Source organism: Streptomyces sp. CNB091, from assembly GCF_000377965.1.
Genome location: NZ_KB899009.1, coordinates 20,279 through 39,386, shown reverse-complemented (window position 1 = coordinate 39,386; position 19,108 = coordinate 20,279). Strand labels below are relative to the sequence as shown.

Here is a 19,108-nt window from a genome sequence, read left to right as displayed (position 1 = left end):
AAACACCACCGAGCGAACGAGCGACCAGGAGGCGACGGTCATGAAGTATCTGGTGATGGTCCAGGGCAGCCAGGCGGACTACGACGCGCAGACCGGCAAGGGCACCGCGGACAGCCCGGCCTGGGACGAGAAGGCCATGCAGGAGATGTTCGCCTACATGGGCAGCATCAACGACGACCTCGCCGAGTCGGGCGAGCTGGTCACCGGCTACGGGCTGCGGGAGCCCGCTTCGGGCCGGGCCGTCAGCGTCGACGCCGAAGGCCGTCCGGTGGTCTCGGACGGGCCGTACAGCGAGACGAAGGAGCTGCTCGCCGGGTTCTGGGTGCTCGACTGCGAGAGCCTGGAAAGGGTGACCGAGATCGCGGCCCGCGTGGCACGCTGTCCGCAGCCGGCCGGGGCACCCGACTACCCGGTGCTCATCCGGCCCGTCGACGGCGGGATCGACGACTGACGCACCACCCGAGGACGCGGATGGAACGTACGGCCGACGTCATCATCGAGGACCTGCTGCGCCGCCACGCGCCGCAGGTCCTCGGCGCGCTCGTGCGCCGGTACGGGCACTTCGACCCGGCCGAGGACTCCGTCCAGGAGGCCCTGATCGCGGCCGCCGAGCAGTGGCCGCGGGACGGGGTCCCCGACAACCCGCGCGGCTGGCTGATCCGGGTCGCCTCCCGCCGCCTCACCGACCGGCTCCGCAGCGACGAGGCCCGTCGCCGGAGGGAGGAGACGGCGGCGGCCCTCACCCCGGCGGACGCGTCTCTCGCGCCGCCGCCCGGGGAAGGCCCCTCCGGCACGGGCCGGGCCCCCTCCGAGGACGACACGCTCACCCTGCTCTTCCTCTGCTGCCACCCCGCGCTCTCCCCCGCCGCCCAGATCGCGCTCACCCTCCGCGCGGTCGGCGGTCTCACCACGGCGGAGATCGCCCGCGCCCATCTGGTGCCGGAGGCGACGATGGCGCAGCGGATCAGCCGGGCCAAGCGGACGCTGCGGGGTACGCGGTTCCGGCGGCCGGACGCCCAGGACCTCGACCAGCGGCTCGGCGCCGTGCTCCAGGTGCTCTACCTGATCTTCAACGAGGGCTACACCGCCACCGCGGGCCCCGACCTCACCCGCACGGACCTGGCGCGCGAGGCGATCCGGCTGACCCGCGCCGTCCGCCGGCTGCTGCCCCACGAGGGGCGCGTGACCGGGCTGCTGGCGCTGATGGTCCTCACGGAGGCGCGCACCCCGGCGCGCACCGGGCCGGACGGTGAGCTGGTCCCTCTCGACGAACAGGACCGGACGCTCTGGGACCGTACGGCCATCGCGGAAGGCACCGCCCTGACCGAGGAGGCGCTCGCCCAGGGCCCGGCCGGCGACTACCAGCTCCAGGCCGCCGTCGCCGCCCTCCACGACGAGGCGGAGCGCGCGGAGGACACCGACTGGCCGCAGATCCTCGCCCTCTACGACGTCCTCGTGCGGCGCACCCCCGACCCCGCCGCCGCCTTGGGCCGGGCGGTCGCCGTGGCGATGGTGGACGGGCCCCGGGCGGGGCTGGCGGCGGTCGACGCCCTGACGGGGGCGGTGGAGCCGCGTTTCCGCCTCGACGCCGTACGCGGGCATCTCCTGGAACGGGCCGGGGAGCCGGCCGCCGCCCGTGCCGCCTACCGCGCTGCCGCCGACGGCACGCTCAGCGAACCCGAGGCCCGCTATCTGCGCATGCGCGCCGACCGGCTGGACCCGTAGGAGCCCGAGCCCTTCCGGCCACGCCCGTTCACTCCCGCCGGCCTTCCGGCCACGCCCGTTCACTCCCGCCGGCCTTCCGGCACGCCCGTTCACTCCCGCCGGCCTTCCGGCACGCCCGTTCACTCCCGCCGGCCTTCCGGCACGCCCGTTCACTCCCGCCGGCCCTCCGCGCCCGTTCACTCCCGTCGGCCGAAGAACTCGATCTCCGCCACCGCCGTACGCCGGTCCTTCCCCGAGCCGTACGCCGACTCGACCGTGAGCCGGGCCCTGACCGTGTCCGAACCCCGTACGTCGAAGGTCTGCTGGCCCGCCTGGTCGCGCAGCCGGATCGTCCGGTCGGTCTTCTCCCCGTCCTTCGACGTCAGCTCGACCGTGAGCCGCGCCGGGCGGCCCTGCGTCAGGAACTCGTTCTGGCGCGCCGACGTCCCGGAGAACACCACGATCTTCATCATCCGCACCGGCTGCGCGAACTCGCACTCCAGGTGCTCCCCGACGCCCTCGCCGGCCTTCTCGGGTGCCCAGTAACGGTTGTTGAACCCGTCGAACGCCGCCGCCGCCGGGTGCCCGCCCGCCTCGCTGGAGCCCCGGCAGACAGCGGGCGGCACGGACTCCGGGGTTCCGGTCTCCTCCTTGGCGAAGCCGAACAGGCCCGGGAGATGCGGCAGCGCGAACCACACCCCCACCGCCAGCAGGATCAGCACGATGGGCAGCCCGACCCTCGGCCGCCGCCACCCGCGCCGCGGACGCGCCCCCGCCACGCGCGCCTGCCGGGGCCGGCGGCGCAGGATCCGCCGCCACCACGGCAGCCGGCCCTCGGGAGCGGGCCCGGGGTCCAGGAGCAGAGCACAGCGGACGCACAGCGTGCGGCCCGGGGCGTTCTCCGTACGGCAGCTGGGGCAGACGACCGGCGCGCCGGCAGGTCCCGGGCGGGGCGGCTCGGTGGCGGGCCCCGGCCCGCCGTCCGGCCACGCGTCGGGCCCGGGAGCCGGGCCGGGCGGCCCCTCGCCCGGACGCCGGGGGGCCGCTGCCCGCGGTGGCGTCGGCCGCCCGGGGGGCGTCGTGGGCGCCAGGGGCGGCTGAGCCGTCGCGGGCATGGGCGCGGGGGACGCCACGGGGGCGGGCGCGGGCGGCGTCACGAAGGGAGACGCGGGCGGGCCGGAACCAGCAGGCCCGGCGGAGACCGGTGGTCCGGCGGAAGCGGCAGGCCTCCCCGACGCGGGCACCCCGGGTGTGGGCACCCCGGCAGGCCCGGCGGAAGCGGGCGGCCCGGAAGCGGGCGGCCCGGCGGAAGCGGCAGGCCTCCCCGCCACGGGCGCCCCGGGCGCGGGAGCAGGCACCCCGGGCGGCCCCGGCTGCCCGGCGGAAGCAGCAGGCGGACCAGCAGTCGCGTTCGGCCCCTGGGGCGCGGGCGACACGTTCGACGCGGGCGAGGTCTCCCCCTCCTCCCACCCCAGGAACGCCTCGCACGCCACACAGAACTCCCGCCCCGGCGGGTTCCGGTGTCCGCACTCGTCGCAGATCACAGCAGCTCCAGGGTGAATCCGACGTGCGCCGGGACCTCCGCGCCGATCAACTCCTCCAACCGGCCCCGGTCCGGCTGCCGCACGCCGGCTCCGGGTCCGGGTCCGGGCGGTGACCCGGATCCGGGCGCGGACCCGGGCGGTGACCCGGACCAGGACGCGAACCCGGACCCGGCCCGGTCACCGCCTCCGTCACCTCCGCCACCTCCGCCCCCGTCACCTCCGCCTCCGGACGCCCGGATCCGGATGGTCACCCAAGGGCGGTCCTGGCCCGGCAGCGGGGTGCCGGGCCCGGTCGACCAGGCGGTGCCGCCGCTCTCGACGATCTCCGGCTCCGTACCGGTCTCCAGCCGGAGCGCCTCCGCCAGGCCGCCCACCGTGCCGCGCCGGGCGTGCCGGGCGACCGCGCCCCGCACCGCCGCCCGGCGCAGTTCCGGCGGGCTGCCTTCGTGGGGGTCGACGGCCACCCACTGGGCCAGCCAGTCGAGGAAGTCGTCGGGGGCGCTGCGCGGGTCCAGGTGCGCGGGCAGGTTGTCGATGGAGAGGAGGACGGGGGCGAGGACGTCGTCCAGGGCGGCCAGGAAGCGCTGGAGGAAGTCCTGTTCCAGGTAGACGGCGGGGAGCCGGTCGATCAGGGGGTGCGGGGTCGGCAGCCCCGGGATTCCGTCACGCATCGGATCAGGCCCCCCTCACCCGGAGCTGGTGCTCGTAACTGAAGACCAGCGCGTGCGGGTCCAGCGCGATCTTCGCGGTGGCGTCGGTGCGTTCGCCGGTGACCGGGTCGGCCCGGTACAGCCGGACGTCCTCCACCAGGTCGACCCCCGGCACCCGCTGGAGCACGGCGAACGCCTCCCCGGACTGGACGGGCCTGCCGAACGGCCAGCCGCCCCCGGCCGGCCCGCCGGTGAGTGGGTTGAAGTACCCGTACAGCGCGGCCAGTGCGCTTATCCGGACCTTCTCCGTGACCGCCCCGCGCTCCGCCTGGACCAGGGCGACGACGGTGACACCCTGGTAGAACGGCGGCTCGACGACCAGCCGGGCCCCGATCGGCCGCCGGGCGTCCAGGTGTCCGGCGATCAGGGCGAGCGTGTTCGCGGGCGGGATCAGCTCGTCGAACTCGATCCGGCCCTGCTCGTCGCCGCTCCCGGCGGGGACGACGAGCAGCCGCACCCCGCCCGCGTCGGAGGCCTCCGCGCCGCCGTCCTGCGCACCGGCCCGGATGCAGTGGACCCGGGCCGCGTCCGGGGCGATCTCCCGGGCGAGGAGTTCGTAGTCGTGCGGGACGACCGCCCGGTGCAGGGTGCGCAGGGTCATGGGCCCGCGCACCCGGGCGCTGTCGACGCTCTCGCCGTCCACGCCCCCGAGCGCCGGCCGGCGGTTCTCGACCCGGGCGACGTACGGGATCGCGCTGCGCAGGACGCGGAGCGTGGAGCGGGCGACGTTGCCGCGCAGCCCCCCGCCCCTGCGGTAGGAGCGGACCCGGACGGTGGCGCCCTTGACCGGGACCCGGCCGTAATGGCGTACGGAGCCGTCCCGTTCGCGTACGGCGGGACCGAACTCGACGCGCCCCGCGTTCGGGTCGAGCGTGATGTGCCGGTCCTCGGGGCCGGAGTGCGCGAAGTCGTCGACCCGGCCCCAGCGGGTGACGTCCGAGCCGGCGACGGCGTCGGGCGCCGCCGGGTCGGTCACCTCGACCACGAACTCCCCCGGCACCACCGGCGGCCTGGCCAGCCGGAACACCTGCCCGGGGACGCCCTCCGCCTGGCCCAGCACCTCGTCGGTGACGGTCTCGGCGTGCTCGGCCGCCACCGTCGCGCCGATGGTGAACGCGGTGATGGAGCGCACGACGGGCGGCGCCATGTACGTCGGCTGGCCCGGCTCCGCCTCGATCAGCCGGCAGCGCAGCCAGCCCCCGGTGCGGCGGACGACGGCCGCCGGGACATGGGTGCGCGGGAGGTGGAGGATCAGCTCGCCGGACCGGTTGAAACCGCCGGTGTCGTCCTTCTCCACCTCGCAGGCCGCCCAACTGGCCCCGTCCCACGCCTCCCAGAGGATCGGCGGCCGTGCCGGGTCGACCCCGACGCCGTCCACCGTGCAGTCCAGCCGGAGCGCCAGGACGCCGGCGGGCACGGCGGCCGACAGGCCGACGTACAGGCAGTCGCCGGGGGCGGGCCTCGCACCGAAGACGGGCACGTCCCGGCCGAGCGTCAGCTCCTCGGTCCGGTCCACGGCCTCCCCGGGCGAGGGCCAGGTGGCCAGGTGGGCGAAGGCGCACGGCACGATGGAGAGCGGTTCGGAGGTGGTGAAGACGACCGCCTCCTCCGTCTCCGTACGGACGGTGGCGACCTCCGTGCCCGCGCGCACCAGCACCGGCTCGGGGCGGGGGGCGGAGAGCCGGAACGTCACCTCGGTGTGGGCGGCCGTCGGCGGGTGGAGCTGTACCCCGATCAGGTCGAGGAAGGTCAGATAGCTCTTCTCCGGCACCCGGTTCACCCGGTAGACGAGCTGGTCGACCATGGTCGCGAACGCCTCGATCAGCGTCACCCCGGGGTCGGAGACGTTGTGGTCGGTCCACTCCGGGCAGCGCTGCTGCACCAGGCGCTTCGCCTCGTCGACCAGGCCCTGGAAGGTGCGGTCGTCCAGATGCGGGCTGGGCAGGGTCACGCCCTCGCCTCCTCTTCGTGCGTACGGGAACGGGTCACGCGCCCGCCTCCGGCTCGTCGGCCGACGCCTCGGTGGACTCGGCGTGCTGCGGGATCACGTAGAACGGGAAGACGAGGTTGCGCGGGTCGTTCGAGCCGCGCACGGTGTAGCCGATGTCGATGTAGAGGACGCCGTTGTCCGCCTCGTCGAACCGGACGACGACCTCGGTCACCTCGATCCGGGGCTCCCAGCGCTCCAGCGCGAGCCGCACCTCGTACGCGAGCTGCCCGGCGGTTCCCGCGTCCGCCGGGGCGAACACGTAGTCGTTGACCGCGCAGCCGAACTCCGGCCGCATGGGCCGCTCCCCCGGCGAGGTCGCCAGGATCAGCCGGATCGACTCCTCCAGCTCGTGTTCGCCGCGCACCAGGGCGATGGACCCGGTGGCGTCCGTACGCGGCGGGAACGCCCAGCCCGCGCCGATGAACTGCTGTCCCATGGGTCCGGATCACCCGCCGATCAGTACGGTCGGGCAGCCGGAGAGCACCGGGGAGCCGCAGCCCGCCAGGTCACCGACGCGGGCGGCCGGCTGTCCGCCGATGAACACCGTCGCGCTGCCGGGCGGCGCGAGGACGGTCGGCGGATGAGCGGCGGGCGAGGAGCACAGGTGGGCGGTCCCGACGGTGGCGGCGGGCTTCCCGCCGATGAGCACGGACAGGACCCCGGGCGGCCCGACCGTGCCGGGGTGGCCCGTGGGGTCGCCGACCCGGGCTGCCGGAGCGGCTGTTGCGTCTGACATGCTGCGTGCTCCTCCCGTACGCGGTGGATGACGTGGTAGGTGTGATAGCTGCCGCGCCGTCAATTGAGCTTGATCATGGGCGCGTTGACGTGCACCGAGCCTCCGCTCCTGATCTCCGTTCGGCGGCTGCCGTCGACCGACACCTCTCCGCCCCGCACCTCCACCGGGCCCTGCGCCGCGATGCCGACCTTCCCGGTGCCGCCATCCACGGACACGCCTTTCCGCGCGGTCAACGTGACGCTCTCGCCGCTCAGTTCGAGCACCCCGCGCCCCGCTTCCAGGGCGACGCCGTCGGTCGCCCGGATGGAGACCTGCTCCTTGGCCTCGATGGTCACGCTGCCGTCGCTCCCGATGACGATGGCGGTGCCCTTGCGGTCGAGGTCGATCGTGAGCTTGCCGTCCCCGGTACGGAGCCGGACGCCCTGCGGGCCGTTCGCCGCGTCCAGCAGCTCCAGCTGGTTTCCGCTCTTCGACGCGAAGGCCCGGCGGTTCACCGCACCGGTGGTGGGATCGACGAGTGCATCCCCGCCTCCCGCGCCTCCCGCACCACCAGAAGCACTGGACGCACCCGACGCACCCGACGCACCCGACGCACCAGGCACACCGGAAGCAGCAGCAGACGTGCCCCCGCCCCCGCCGCCCCCCGGCCGGTCCTGCCCGTTGTACAGCCCCGCCAGGACGTACGGCCGGTCCAGATGCCCGTGCTCGAAGCCGACCAGCACCTCGTCGCCCACCTCCGGGATGAACGCCTCGCCGCCCCCCGTACCGCCGGACTGCGCCGTGCGCGCCCAGTCGCTCGCGTACTCGTCGGAGAGCCACGGGAACCGCACCTTGACCCGCCCGGACCCCTCCGGGTCCTGCGTGTCCGTCACCGTCCCGCTGACCAGCCCCGCGCACCGCGAGCCGCCCGCCGCCACCGGGGAGCCGCCCGTCAGCCCGAAGAGGGACCGTTCCTGCTGCCCCGATACGGTGATCCAGGTCTCGTACCCGCGTACGGCGTCGAAGACATGGCGCGAGGTCGTCACCGTGTACCGGCCCTCGAACGGCGCGCCCACCGCGTTCAGCGCCACCGCGCTGCCCGCCCGCACCTCCGGGTTGCCCCGGATCACCGCCTCCAGCTCCGCGAACGACCCGGCGATCCGTTCCGCCAGCGCCTTCGCCGCCTGGTCGACCTGGGCCTGCTCCCCGTACGCCGCGTCGGTCACCACGAACCGGGCCTCACCGAACGGGGCCGACACCTCCGCCGCCGTCACCCCCAGCTCCAGCGTCGGGGACGAGCCAGCCGGGGCCCGGCCCACCAGCGGCTGCTTCGCCCGGACGTCCCAGCCGCGCACCTCCACCTCGGAGACCTGCTCGGCGGCCGAGACCCCGGCCCGGCAGCGCAGCAGATTGCTGCCCAGCTCCAGGACGAGCGGGTCGCGGTCGGCGCGCGCCGAGGCGTCGGGCGCTCCGCCCGCCTCCGCCGGCTTCGTGATGTGCAGCTGCCCGTCCCGTACGTACGCCTGCGCGCCCGCCTCCTCCGCGAGGCCGCGCACGAACTCCCAGTCGGTGATGTTGGGCTGGGCGATGTGCTCCAGTACGGGCCCGGCGATGTCGACCGGTCCCGGCTTCAGCCCGGCACGCTGGGCGACCTGGCCGCAGATGTCGGCGAGGGTCATGTTCTGGTAGCTGGCCACCCGGCGGCCCCGGAACAGCCGGTGCGACTCGTCGAGCCCTCGGACGACGGTGAACGTGCCGGACTCGTCGAGCTCCACCTCCAGCGCGGTGACAACCCCCTCCAGCAGCGGTTTCGGCTCGGTGCCGCCGCCCGCGCGGGCCAGCAGCCGGGCCTCGGTGCCGATCTTCAGCCCGGCCTGCTCCAGCAGCACCCGGTCGGGGTCACGGAACCGCAGCAGGAACAGGTCGGGGAGCGTACGGCTGTCGTCGACATAGCCCTCGACCAGGGTGTTCACGAACTTCGCGGGCAGCGGCGCACCGCCGAACTCCACCGTCAGCGCCGTGGAAACCCCCTGCTGCGCCATCAGCCCCGCCCCCTGCCCCGGCCGGCCGTGGCGGCGTCCCGGCCCGAGGGCTCCCTGAGCCGGGCCAGCTCGTCCAGGGCGGGCAGCAGGAGCTGGGTGCCGGGGGCGAGCCGCATCGGGTCGTCGATCCCGTTCGCCTCGGCGATCACCCGCCAGGCCCCGGGGTCCCCGTACTCCCGGTGGGCGAGCGAGGGCAGCGAGTCGCCCGAGCCGACGCGGTGGACGCGCCGGGCGGCCAGCGCTCCCGAGGTCGGGTTCTGGCCGGGCGTCTCGCCGCTGATCTCCTCCATGGTGACCTGGCAGACCGCCCGGATCGGCACGCCGGAGGTCGTGAACAGCGTGTACTTGGCGGCGACTTGGCTCACGTAACCGGGAAACCCCGTCAGGCCGCCCCAGTGGAAGACGACCCACGGCGGGGACGACCGCTGCTGCTGCCGGGTCTCGTCCGTCGGCACGCAGCACGCGAAGAGCTGCTCCACCGAGGTGACGACCCGGGTGTCCTGGGTGTCGCTGGCGTCGAAGAACATCTCGACGGTGAGCTTGCTGGGCTGAGAACCCTGGTACTCCGGCGGGCCCGAACTCTTCGCCCCCTTCGCCGGACTCCGCTTCCAGGAGGCCGCCTTGGTCAGGCTCAGCTCCTTGGGGTTGAACTGGAAGTCGATCCGCCCGCACGGCCCGCCGGGCGTCAGCCCGCCCCCGGTCGGCGGGGTGCGCAGCTCCAGGTAGGCGTGCTCCAGCTTGGGCCGCGCCGAGCCGCCCTTCGCCGCCGAGGCCACCCCCGACGTACCGGCCGCGCTGAACGCGATGGGACCCGCAGCGCTCATCGTCCTCAGCCCTCCATCACGTAGCCGTGGTGGGCGATCTCGATGGTCTCCATCGCGACCTTCGGCGACTCGGGCGTGAACGAGGGCCCGGTCCACCGCACGGGCACGACCTCCAGCAGCCCCCATTGGGCGACCTTCTGGCCGTCCCCGGTCCGCGCCTCGATGTGCGCGGTCTTCCGGCTGAACCCGGTGGTCATCGTGGCGAACCAGCGCGCCACCTTCTCCGTCTCCCGGGTCAGCGGGCGCGACAGCTTCACGTTGCTGTACTTCAGGCGGGTCGGCAGCTGCCACAGATACCCGTTGTTGCCGCCCTCCTCCCGGGTTTCGAGGACGACTTCGCAGCCGAGGCCCTCGCACGTGTTGAACGACCCGAGTTCGATGTCGTCGATCGTCACGACGAAACAGACGCTGACGGCGGGGTCGCTGTCCTGGGCGGTGGCCATGACACGTACCTCTCAGTTCGGTCGAGCAGCCGAAGGTTCGGGCTTGTTGTGGGCCTCAACCCAGTCTTCAATGGCGGGTGTTGATGAGGTGACCGGCGCGTTCGCGTTCCAGCCGGAGGTCGTTCTTCAGGAGCCGGCTCAGCGGGGCGTACAGTGCCCGGACCAGCTCGTCCGTGACGGCAGGAGCCCCCGCGCCGTCCTTCGGGGCACCCCCGGCTCCGCCCCCCGTCTCCGTTACGGGCCCGGGCCCGGGCTCCACGCCATCCTCCGGTTCCGTTACGGGGTCGGGCTCGGGCGGCGGTTCCTCGACGACCTCGGCGACCTCGGAGTCCCGCTGGACGACCGGCCGCGAGGTGCCGGAGACCGGCGCGCCCCCGAACACGACACTGCCGTCGGTCATCCGCTGCGCCACCCCGGCCGCCACCGCCACGGCCCCGGCCGAGGGCAACCGGCGCACACTGCCGGAACCCGGCAGGGAACGCGCCACCGAGCTGGGCACCGGAGGCCCGCCGACTGCCCGTCGCTGAAGGGAGGCGGAGGGCCCGGAGGCCAGGGAAGGCGGGCCGACGGGGGCCGACGACAACGGGGGCGCGGGCCCCAGGGAAACACCGGGACCGGCCACCGGCCCCCCGCCCTCCGCCCCGGTCCACCGGACCGGTACGCCCTCGGGGGGCGGGGCGGAACCGCCCGGCTCCGGCGCGGGCCCCCCGGCGGGCCCGGAACCCGGCTCGGCGGCACGCTGTACGTCGACGTTCCGTGGAACCAGGGGCCGGTCGCCCAGGAGGGGGACGACGGGCCCGGTGTCGGACGGGGCGGCCGGGGAAGGCAGGGCAGGCAGGACGGGCAGCGCGGGGGACGGCCCGGAGAGGTCAGGCGGCCCGTCCGACCGCTGCACGAGACTCCCGGCACCACCGGCACCACCGATACTCCCGGCACCACCGATACTCCCGGCGTCACCCGCATCGCTCGCCCCACCGTCATCGCTCGCCCCACCGGCAGAAGCAGGCGCTCCCCCTGCCAGGTCATCGGGACGGCCCCGGGACACCTCTCCCACCAGCGGATCGTCACCGAGCAAGGGGGCAGTGGACTGGTCCGATCCCCCTGCCCGAACGTCATCGGACAGACCGGGCACAGCCGGGGCAGCAGGCGGAACCTGGCTCCCGGGGGCTTCCGGGCCGGAGGCGGCCCGCCGCTGGGCGGTCGGCGGCAGACCGGGCAACGGCGCACCGAGCCCGGGAGCCCGCCGGGGCCGCTCCCCCGCCGGAGGCATCGCAGCCCGTTGAACACCGACGCCGACGCCGGCGCCGCCGGAGGCCGGGGCGGGCAGCGGCTCGGGCGACGGTACCGGAGGCGTGGGCTCCGCCACGACGGGCCGCTCCCCCACCAGACGGCGCTCGGGCAGCTCCTCCGCGCCCCCGGCGACGGACGTCAGGGCCGAGTGCTCACCTCCGTACAAACGCTGTACGGGTACAGGTTCGGGTTCGGGCGCGGACACCATCCCCCTCACGGCCTCGGGCCCGCCCACTCGCCTGAAGTGGGTCACCGCCCCCCGCATCGGCATGTCCACGGACCGCTGAGCAGCGACGGACGACGGCGACGACGGCGACGGCGACGACGGGGCCGACTCCGCCACACCCACCCCACGCACCAGCCCGGCCGGAGCGTCAGGACTCACCAGATGCCCGAGCGGGGTCCCGAGCGCGGTGTCCTGACGGGTGGCGAGCGACGCCTCGAACTCCCTCGGCCCCACGGTCAGTTGCTGCCCGGACACCACCCGCTGGATCGGCTCCAACCGGTTCAGGTCAACCCGTTCGCCACGATCGGCCACCGGCACAGGCACAGGCACGGGCGCAGGGACGAGGGCGGGCGCATCGCCGGAGCGGTCAGCACCGCCGCGGCCGCCCCGCAGCCAGGACATCAACCCCATGAGCTCCTCGTCCTCCCCTGCGCGGTGTATCCCGCCCGGCCGTCGGGCAGGGCCTCAGTGCCCGTTGAGGCGGGCGACCTGGGCGACGAACTTCAGGCGTTCCGGATGTTCCAGGTCCAGCAGGTCGTCCAGCGGCCAGTGGAAGTGGTAGGCGAGGTACGCGACCTCCTCGTAGAGCAGGTCGGCCGCGTACGTCACGATTCCCCCAGGCGGCCACCGGCGAGATTCACCGCGAACTCCTCGTCGCAGGACGGGCAGGTGACGGCGGCGCGGGTGTGGCCCTCGGAGTTGATCCGGCGGTAGAAGTCCTGGAGGAAGGCCAGGTCGGAGGCGAACAGATCCTCGATGACACCGGGGTGGATGTCCTCGACCGTGCCGATGCGCGTCACGACCCGCGAGATGAGGACCACCGACAGATAGGCGGAGTTCTCCCTGACCCGGTCGTCCCGCAGGGGGACCAGCTCGTCGCGTGCGGTGGCGAGGCGCATCACGCCCGTACGGTGGACGGCCCCCGACTCGTCGACGTAACCGCGCGGCAGTTCGAAGCCGAACTCCGTGCGCAGCGACTCCTGTTGGCGCGTCCCCGGGCCACCCCGCGCACCGGCCGCCCCTGCGTCGACCTGCTCCGGACTCTGGAACTGGACCGAGCGGCGCATCAGTCGAGTTCCATGGCCTCGTAGGTGATCGCCAGCTTCTCGGTCAGCACCGAGGTGTCGCCGGCCTTCAGGGTGCCGATCTCCAGGGACTTCGGCCAGGCGTTGATGAGCTTGTAGCGCTTGATCGGCAGGCCCTCGTAGTCGTAGACGATGACGGCGCCGTTGCGGCGGGCGTTCGTCATGCGGCCGAACCGCGAGTCCTTGATCCACCGTTCGAAGCTGTTGTCCTCGGTGAGGCCGCGCGTCACGGTGACCTCGCCCGCCTTGGGGCGGCCGGGCAGCTTCTTGATGGCGTACTTGCCGTCGAAGGTGTTCTGCTTCAGCTCGATGACGTCCTGCTCCATCTTCAGACCGCTGACCTCGGTGATCTGCTTGATGATGACGCTGTCGAATTCGAGGCCGAAGGAATGCCCGACGGAACTGTCGAGATCGGGAAGTGGCACAGCAGACTCCTTACGCCGGACTCAGGAACGGGCTGTCAGCGATCAACGGGGGCGGTGGCCGGTCATTCGTCGACACCACCGCTGCCGCCGGTCAGCTGGGAGAGCCGGAACACCACGAACTCGGCCGGTTTGACGGGGGCGACCCCGATCTCGCAGATGACCTGCCCCGCGTCGATGCTCTCCGGCGGGTTCGTCTCGCGGTCGCACTTCACGTAGAACGCCTCCTCGGGGGTCAGCCCGAACAGCGAACCCTTGCGCCACTCGTTGACGAGGAACGCCGAGACCGTGCGCCGGACACGGGCCCACAGGGCGTCGTCGTTCGGCTCGAAGACGACCCACTGCGTACCGGCGAGGATCGACTCCTCCAGGTAGTTGAAGAGCCGCCGGACGTTCAGATACCGCCAGGCGGGGTCGGAGGCCAGCGTCCGTGCGCCCCACACCCGGATGCCCCGGCCGGGGAAGGCGCGGATGCAGTTCAGCCCGATCGGGTTGAGGAGGTCGTGCTCGCCCTTGGTGAGCTGGGTCGCCAGCGCGACGGCTCCCCGGACGACCTCGTTCGCGGGGGCCTTGTGCACGCCCCGCGTATCGTCGTTGCGCGCCCAGACCCCGGCGATGTGCCCGCTGGGCGGTACGAGGGCGGCGCGGCCGGACGCGGGGTCGGCGACGCTGATCCAGGGGTAGTAGAGCGTGGCGTACTTGGAGTCGAAGTTGGCCTGCCCGGTGCGCCAGCCGCGGATCTGCTGCGGGGTGAGCCCGGGCGGCGGGTCGAGGATGGCCACCCGGTCGCCCATCAGCTCGCAGTGGGTGATCAGCCCCTGCTGGACGGCGATGACCGACTCCAGGTCGAGCAGCCCGCGTTCGTACGCGCTCATCAGGTCGGGCACGGCGATCATCGTCACCTCGTCGACCGCTTCCAGGCCGCCCAGCCCCGTACGGCGGTCGGCGTCCCCGACGTACACCTCGGGGGCCATCGCACCGGAGCTGCCGGCGGCGGGGGCGGCCGGGGCCAGGACCACCGTCTGCGGCGCGGGCGGTGCGGGGGCCGCGCCGCGCCCGGACTCCCGTACCTCGATCAGCTCGGACTTGGCGTTGACGCGGGTGGCGACGTTGTCCTTGCTGCGCTTGGTGGTGACGGCGGGGTACGTCTCCACGACCTGGCCGTCACGCTTCACCAGGAAACGGAAGACGTCGGCGGGCGGGTCGTCGCCCTCCACCGGGGCGACCTCCACGCTGATCTCCCCGCTCACGCCGGGCCGGGGCCGTACGGCGTAGGGCCCGACCGGGACCTCCGCGCCGACGGGCAGTTCGCCAGCCTGCCCGGCCTGCCCGGCCTGCCCGGCCTCCCCGGCCTGCCCGGTTTCGCGCTCTTCGGCCCCGACGTGCGCCGCTGTCGTGCCGTCGTCGACGCGCACGACGTAACAGACGCCGCCACCGTTGGCGAAGAAGCCGTAGACGGAGGACGCGAGGTAGGTGCCGTCGACGAAGTCGCCGAACGTGGCGACGAACTGGCTCCAGTTGGTGATCAGCGTCGCCTCGTCGAACGGCCCCTTCTGCGCGAAGCCGACGAAGGCGGCGACCGAGGTGCCCACCCCTTCGATCGGCCGGGATCCGGACTCGACCTCTTCGACGTAGACGCCGGGGGACAGGTACGACGGCATAAGGCCTCTCCTCGACACACTCCTGGACGCACTGCTCGACCGTGGGACGCGGGCCATTCTCGCCACTGCGGCGATCACCGGGAACGGACGGTCGGCCGCCCCGCCGCGCATCGAGGGCTGCCCGATGAGGCAACGCCACCGCGCCACGAGTGCCGCCCCTCTCTGCCCCGTACGCGGTCCGCGCGCGCTGCGTACGTCCCCGGATTCCCCGGCACGGTGGCGACCACCACGCATGCCCCCCATCCGGGCCGCCCGGGCCATCCGGGCGGCCTCCTGGCCGGCGGGGGCGGGAGGGGCGGGAGGGCGGATGAAGGCGGTTCCGGAGAAGCCGTCCGCGACGCCACCGCGTCAGGACGCCGTACGCGCCCCGACCCTCGACGCCGTACACGCTCCAGACCACGGGACGGCGGCACACCCTCCGGCCCTGGACTCCTCCTCCTCCTCATCCTCATCCTCCTCCTCGGTCCCCCCGGCCCTCGAACTCTCCCGCTCGGAAGCGCCGCGCACGGAGCGGGCGGCCACGGCCACGCCCCCCGGTCGCCGCCCCGACCGCCGCTCGATCCAACGGCTCCAGCGGATGGCGGGGAACGGGGCGGTGTCGCGGCTGGTCGCCCAGCGGTACACGGCGCCGGTGAAGCCGTCCCCGGCGCAGGCGGCGGGGTTCCGCAGGGTGAAGGCCGATGTGGCGGGGAAGAAGACCCGGCTCGCCGCGCACGCCCCGGCGGCCAGTGAGTCGAAGGCCTCGCAGGACGCGGCGGTGGCCCCGCCGGACGACAAGGAGGCCCAGGGCAAGGCGGCGAACGCCGAGAAGATGAACGCGGCGAAGCCCGGGGAGTTCGACAAGAAGGCGTTCATCGACGCGGTGAACAAGGCGATCGACTCCCAGGCCCCCAAGAACCTCGACGAGGCCGACAAGTTCGCCAAGTCCGGCAAGGCGGACCAGGTCAAGGCGGAGGTCGACGGCAAGGTCACCGACGGCAAGGATTCGTCCGCCAAGGACATCGACACGGCGACGAAGGCCCCGCCCGACACCTCGGCCGCCAAGGACAAGCAGGTCACCCCGCTCTCCCCCGACCAGGCTCCCGGCAACCCGGGCGCACCGTCCGCCACGGACGCGGTCCCCGAGAAGCAGCCGGCGGCCGTCACGGACTTCTCCGAGGGGCCGGCCGAGAACGACAAGGCGATGGCGGACGCCGAGGTCACCGAGGAACAGCTGGTCAAGGGCAACGAACCGGAGTTCAACGAGGCGCTGTCGGCGAAGAAGACCTCCGAGGCGGACGCGGCGAAGGCCCCCGCGAAGGGAAAGGCGGCGGAGGACCAGCAGCTCTCCACCGCCAAGGAGAACGCGGCCGCGTCCGGAGCCCAGGCGATGGCGGGACTCACCGCGACCCGGGCCACCGCCGGCAAACAGGTGGACGGCGGCAAGAACGACACGAAGTCGAAGGACGAGAAGAAGCGCGCCGAGGTCACGGCGAAACTCCAGAAGGTCTACGACGGCACGAAGAAGGACGTCGAGGACACCCTGTCCGGCCTGGACAAGAAGGTGGACTCGGCGTTCACGTCGGGCGAGAAGTCAGCGCGGGACGCGTTCACGGCCGACCACAAGAGCCGGATGAAGAAGTACAAGGACAAGCGGTACTCGGGCATACGGGGCAAGGTCCGCTGGGTCAAGGACAAGTTCGCCGGCCTGCCGAAGGCGGCGAACGACCTCTACCAGGAGTCCCGCAAGCTCTACGTCTCCCGCATGCAGACGGTCATCTCCTCGGTAGCCGACATCATCGGCGCCGAACTCGGCAAGGCGAAGGCCCGCATAGCCAAGGGCCGCACGGAGCTGAAGGCCGAGGTCGACAGACTCCCCGCCGACCTGAAGCAGTTCGGCGAGGAGGCGGCGAAGGACTTCGCGGGCAAGTTCGACGACCTGGAAGCCACGGTCGACGAGAAGTCGGAACAGCTGGTCCAGGACCTGGCCCAGAAGTACACAGCCGCCCTCAACAAGATCGACGAGGAGATCAAAAAGCTCCAGGAGGCCAACAAGGGCCTCATCGACAAGGCGAAGGACGCCATCGTCGGCGCCATCAAGACGATCAACGAGCTGAAGAACCTGCTCCTGGGCATCCTCGCCAAGGCCGCCTCCGCGATCATGAAGATCATCCAGGACCCGATCGGGTTCCTGGGCAACCTGGTGAAAGCGGTCGGCGCGGGCCTGAACCTCTTCATCACGAACATCGCCGACCACCTGAAGACCGGCGTCGTCTCCTGGCTGCTGGGCACCGCGGTAAAGGCGGGCCTGGACCTCCCGGCCAAGTTCGACCTCAAGGGAATCATCCAGCTCATCGGCTCGATGCTCGGCCTGACCTGGGACAACATCCGCACCCGCGTCACCCGCAAGGGCGTCCCCGACGAAGCGATGAGCGCGGTCGAAACCTCGGTCCCGGTGGCAAAGAACCTCGCCGCCGAAGGCCCGGCCGGCGCGGTCAAGGAAATCCAGGCCGAGGCGGGCGACCTCAAAGCCACCATCCTCGGCAAGCTGACGACCTACCTGATCCCCACGGTCCTCATCGCGGGCATCACCTGGATCATCTCCCTGCTCAACCCCGCCTCCGCGTTCGTCCGAGCAGTCAAGGGAATCATCGACATCGTCACGTTCATCGTGACGCAGGGCGCCCAGATCGCGGACTTCGTCAACGCGGTCCTGGACGCGGTCATCGCCATCGCCAACGGCGGCCAGGCCGGCGTCCCCAAACTCATCGAATCCGCCCTCGCCACGAGCGTCCCCCTCCTGATCGGCTTCCTCGCCGCCCTGCTGGGCATCGGCGGCCTGGCCAACAAGGTCAAGTCGGTCTTCCAGTCGGTATCACGACCGGTCACGCGAGCCATCGACAAGATCGTCGACTTCATCGCCAAGAAGGGCAAGGCGCTGTGGGCGAAGCTCAGAGGAAAGAAGGGAGACAAGAAGAAGCCTTCCAAGGATTCCGACCCCACCGGTGAGACGAAGAAGAGCCTCGATGTTAAACGAGAGGCCCGCAGGCTGCTGGCGGAGCCGACCTCATCTCCCTTCTCCAAAAGAAGTGAGCTGGACGATGTCGTCGCCGGAATTGCCACGCAGCTTCGCCCGAAGGGGCTGAAATCTCTGCACGCCAAACACTCCGCCGACGGCGCGGGTGAGACGACCATCATCGCGAAGGCCAGCCCGCAGAGCGTGGCGGGAAAGGCGATCGTACCGAATATAGACGTACACCTTCCCGCATACGGGATTACCTTCGCCGAGGAGCTGAAGAAATACTGGTGGAAATCGCAACTCAGCGCGACTTCCGCCTGGGAATCAGAATCCAAACTCAACGGATTCGAAACCGAAGCGATCAACTACCTGAAGGAAGAATCGACACACCAAAACCTTATGGGGTACTTCACCCCGTCAATGAATGGCGGCAAGAACAGGAAGAAGGGGGCAGACTCGGACGCCTTTAAGCAATACGCCCTCCATTCCCTGAACCCGGATCCGTTACATTCAACACGTTCCGCCTTCTATGAAAAAATAGGCAAGGGGGCGCAAGAAAAGCTCAAGTCCGGGGCCAAGGACGAGATCAAGGGAAATCCTGATCTCAAGGCCAAGCTCGACAGGCTGACATTCAACGAGGACATCCAGTACGGCAGGTTCTCCTCTCTGCCCACCCCGAAGCGTGAAGTGGACCCAAAGCTCAAAGTGGCAGCAGGAGGAGGAAAGCTCATCGCGTTCCTCAAGGGCATGGCAAAATCAGGTCGGTCAGGAGGGGTCAGCTGGGACGACCTCAAGCGCCTCTGGGATGAGCCCGGACCAGGGGAGAACCCACATCGGAAGTGGCTCAAGGGAGAGTTCCGCGCCCTTGAGGACGGCCACCATGAATGGATACCGACCAACCTCATGATCAAGATTCTCGAAGCCGACATGGCGCGGGGCAGTACACAGACCTCGTCCGGCTGGATTGAACTGCAGGACGCTTTGCGGTCGCTCACGACCGACGTCATCTGGGAGGTACGCCTCACCGACAGCGTAGATACGGTAGAAAGTCACGACATGGATGCACACGTGGGTGCATTCATGACACAAGACGGAAACCCTATATTCAATGGGCGCGACAAGAAGTGGCATGACAGCCTACGGGGTTACTTTACCGACTTCATGGGCAACAACCCCCAGGGAGAGCCTGTCGCTTTCCTTGAGAAGCTACGCGCTCTACTTGAAGAGGGAAAGCTTATGTGGGATGGGGACACATCAGACTTCACTCCAGCCCAGAGGAAGCTCAAGATCATGGCAACTTACAAGTCTGTGAACATCGAAGCCGATCGGGTGGGCGAAGCCAACCAGCAGCGCCAGCCTTTCGATATCGACGAATTGGGGGCAGCGCAGGAGCAGTCGTTCGAGCGCCTCCGTCGCAAGCTGACCCAACTCATAGAAGCCCACACCACGTGATC

General features: G+C 71.7%; 16 protein-coding genes. 3 read left to right on the top strand and 13 right to left on the bottom strand.

Translation table 11 applies throughout. The features are described from left to right. Positions 1-40: 40 nt before the first annotated feature. Both D581_RS0129900 and D581_RS0129895 read left to right on the top strand, forming a co-directional pair. Positions 41-451 carry a YciI family protein gene (locus D581_RS0129900; RefSeq protein WP_018960806.1) on the top strand — a complete coding sequence of 137 codons (411 nt, stop codon included), beginning with the start codon at positions 41-43 and terminating at the stop codon, positions 449-451. A gap of 20 nt (positions 452-471) precedes the next feature. Next, positions 472-1,725, top strand: a complete 1,254-nt coding sequence (locus D581_RS0129895) for a sigma-70 family RNA polymerase sigma factor (protein WP_018960805.1) — start codon at positions 472-474, stop codon at positions 1,723-1,725. Between the two features lie 176 nt (positions 1,726-1,901). Here the strand turns inward: D581_RS0129895 and D581_RS1000000142315 are convergent, their stop codons facing one another. From D581_RS1000000142315 to D581_RS0129830, 13 genes are all read right to left on the bottom strand, one after another. Continuing rightward, a complete protein-coding gene (locus D581_RS1000000142315) occupies positions 1,902-2,819 on the bottom strand; it encodes an NADase-type glycan-binding domain-containing protein (protein ID WP_486585893.1) in 918 nt (305 codons plus the stop codon). A 425-nt stretch (positions 2,820-3,244) separates the two neighbouring features. After that, positions 3,245-3,919: a phage tail protein gene (locus D581_RS1000000142310; RefSeq protein WP_018960803.1), complete on the bottom strand. Its 675-nt coding sequence runs from the start codon at positions 3,917-3,919 to the stop codon at positions 3,245-3,247. Between the two features lie 4 nt (positions 3,920-3,923). Further along, on the bottom strand, positions 3,924-5,909 hold the full coding sequence (locus D581_RS0129880; protein ID WP_018960802.1) for a putative baseplate assembly protein: 1,986 nt from the start codon (positions 5,907-5,909) through the stop codon (positions 3,924-3,926). A gap of 34 nt (positions 5,910-5,943) precedes the next feature. Further along, entirely contained in the window at positions 5,944-6,384 is a 441-nt protein-coding gene (locus tag D581_RS0129875) for a GPW/gp25 family protein (RefSeq protein WP_018960801.1), read from the bottom strand. Positions 6,385-6,393: 9 nt separating this feature from the next. Next, positions 6,394-6,684 (bottom strand): PAAR domain-containing protein, encoded by a 291-nt coding sequence (locus D581_RS0129870; protein WP_018960800.1) that lies wholly within the window; start codon positions 6,682-6,684, stop codon positions 6,394-6,396. Between the two features lie 59 nt (positions 6,685-6,743). Continuing rightward, on the bottom strand, positions 6,744-8,705 hold the full coding sequence (locus D581_RS0129865) for a VgrG-related protein (protein WP_018960799.1): 1,962 nt from the start codon (positions 8,703-8,705) through the stop codon (positions 6,744-6,746). Then, positions 8,705-9,529: a CIS tube protein gene (locus D581_RS0129860; RefSeq protein WP_018960798.1), complete on the bottom strand. Its 825-nt coding sequence runs from the start codon at positions 9,527-9,529 to the stop codon at positions 8,705-8,707. Before D581_RS0129860 ends, D581_RS0129865 begins: the two co-directional genes overlap by 1 nt. A gap of 5 nt (positions 9,530-9,534) precedes the next feature. After that, positions 9,535-9,972 carry a phage tail protein gene (locus D581_RS0129855; RefSeq protein WP_018960797.1) on the bottom strand — a complete coding sequence of 146 codons (438 nt, stop codon included), beginning with the start codon at positions 9,970-9,972 and terminating at the stop codon, positions 9,535-9,537. Positions 9,973-10,039: 67 nt separating this feature from the next. Next, entirely contained in the window at positions 10,040-10,429 is a 390-nt protein-coding gene (locus tag D581_RS1000000141415; RefSeq protein WP_158688645.1) for a hypothetical protein, read from the bottom strand. Positions 10,430-11,953: 1,524 nt separating this feature from the next. Then, positions 11,954-12,097, bottom strand: coding sequence for a DUF6760 family protein (locus D581_RS1000000141740; RefSeq protein WP_007457431.1), 144 nt, complete (start codon positions 12,095-12,097; stop codon positions 11,954-11,956). Continuing rightward, entirely contained in the window at positions 12,094-12,555 is a 462-nt protein-coding gene (locus tag D581_RS0129840; RefSeq protein ID WP_018960796.1) for a hypothetical protein, read from the bottom strand. The genes D581_RS1000000141740 and D581_RS0129840 overlap by 4 nt, the downstream gene beginning before the upstream one ends. Then, complete coding sequence (locus D581_RS0129835) at positions 12,555-12,998, bottom strand: phage tail protein (RefSeq protein ID WP_018960795.1); 444 nt, start codon at positions 12,996-12,998, stop codon at positions 12,555-12,557. The genes D581_RS0129840 and D581_RS0129835 overlap by 1 nt, the downstream gene beginning before the upstream one ends. A gap of 62 nt (positions 12,999-13,060) precedes the next feature. Further along, a complete protein-coding gene (locus tag D581_RS0129830; protein ID WP_018960794.1) occupies positions 13,061-14,656 on the bottom strand; it encodes a phage tail sheath subtilisin-like domain-containing protein in 1,596 nt (531 codons plus the stop codon). 595 nt (positions 14,657-15,251) lie between these two features. On the opposite strand from D581_RS0129830, the gene D581_RS1000000142305 reads away from it, so the two are divergent. After that, a complete protein-coding gene (locus D581_RS1000000142305) occupies positions 15,252-19,106 on the top strand; it encodes a phage tail protein (RefSeq protein WP_486585892.1) in 3,855 nt (1,284 codons plus the stop codon). The last annotated feature ends 2 nt before the right edge of the window (positions 19,107-19,108 follow it).

Excerpts from the sequence above, each read along its gene's own strand:
- D581_RS0129900 (WP_018960806.1), top strand. The coding sequence starts at position 41 with ATGAAGTATCTGGTGATGGTCCAGGGCAGCCAGGCGGACTACGACGCG.
- D581_RS0129895 (WP_018960805.1), top strand. The coding sequence starts at position 472 with ATGGAACGTACGGCCGACGTCATCATCGAGGACCTGCTGCGCCGCCAC.
- D581_RS1000000142315 (WP_486585893.1), bottom strand. The coding sequence starts at position 2,819 with ATGCCCGCGACGGCTCAGCCGCCCCTGGCGCCCACGACGCCCCCCGGG.
- D581_RS1000000142310 (WP_018960803.1), bottom strand. The coding sequence starts at position 3,919 with ATGCGTGACGGAATCCCGGGGCTGCCGACCCCGCACCCCCTGATCGAC.
- D581_RS0129875 (WP_018960801.1), bottom strand. The coding sequence starts at position 6,384 with ATGGGACAGCAGTTCATCGGCGCGGGCTGGGCGTTCCCGCCGCGTACG.
- D581_RS0129870 (WP_018960800.1), bottom strand. The coding sequence starts at position 6,684 with ATGTCAGACGCAACAGCCGCTCCGGCAGCCCGGGTCGGCGACCCCACG.
- D581_RS0129865 (WP_018960799.1), bottom strand. The coding sequence starts at position 8,705 with ATGGCGCAGCAGGGGGTTTCCACGGCGCTGACGGTGGAGTTCGGCGGT.
- D581_RS0129860 (WP_018960798.1), bottom strand. The coding sequence starts at position 9,529 with ATGAGCGCTGCGGGTCCCATCGCGTTCAGCGCGGCCGGTACGTCGGGG.
- D581_RS0129855 (WP_018960797.1), bottom strand. The coding sequence starts at position 9,972 with ATGGCCACCGCCCAGGACAGCGACCCCGCCGTCAGCGTCTGTTTCGTC.
- D581_RS0129840 (WP_018960796.1), bottom strand. The coding sequence starts at position 12,555 with ATGCGCCGCTCGGTCCAGTTCCAGAGTCCGGAGCAGGTCGACGCAGGG.
- D581_RS0129830 (WP_018960794.1), bottom strand. The coding sequence starts at position 14,656 with ATGCCGTCGTACCTGTCCCCCGGCGTCTACGTCGAAGAGGTCGAGTCC.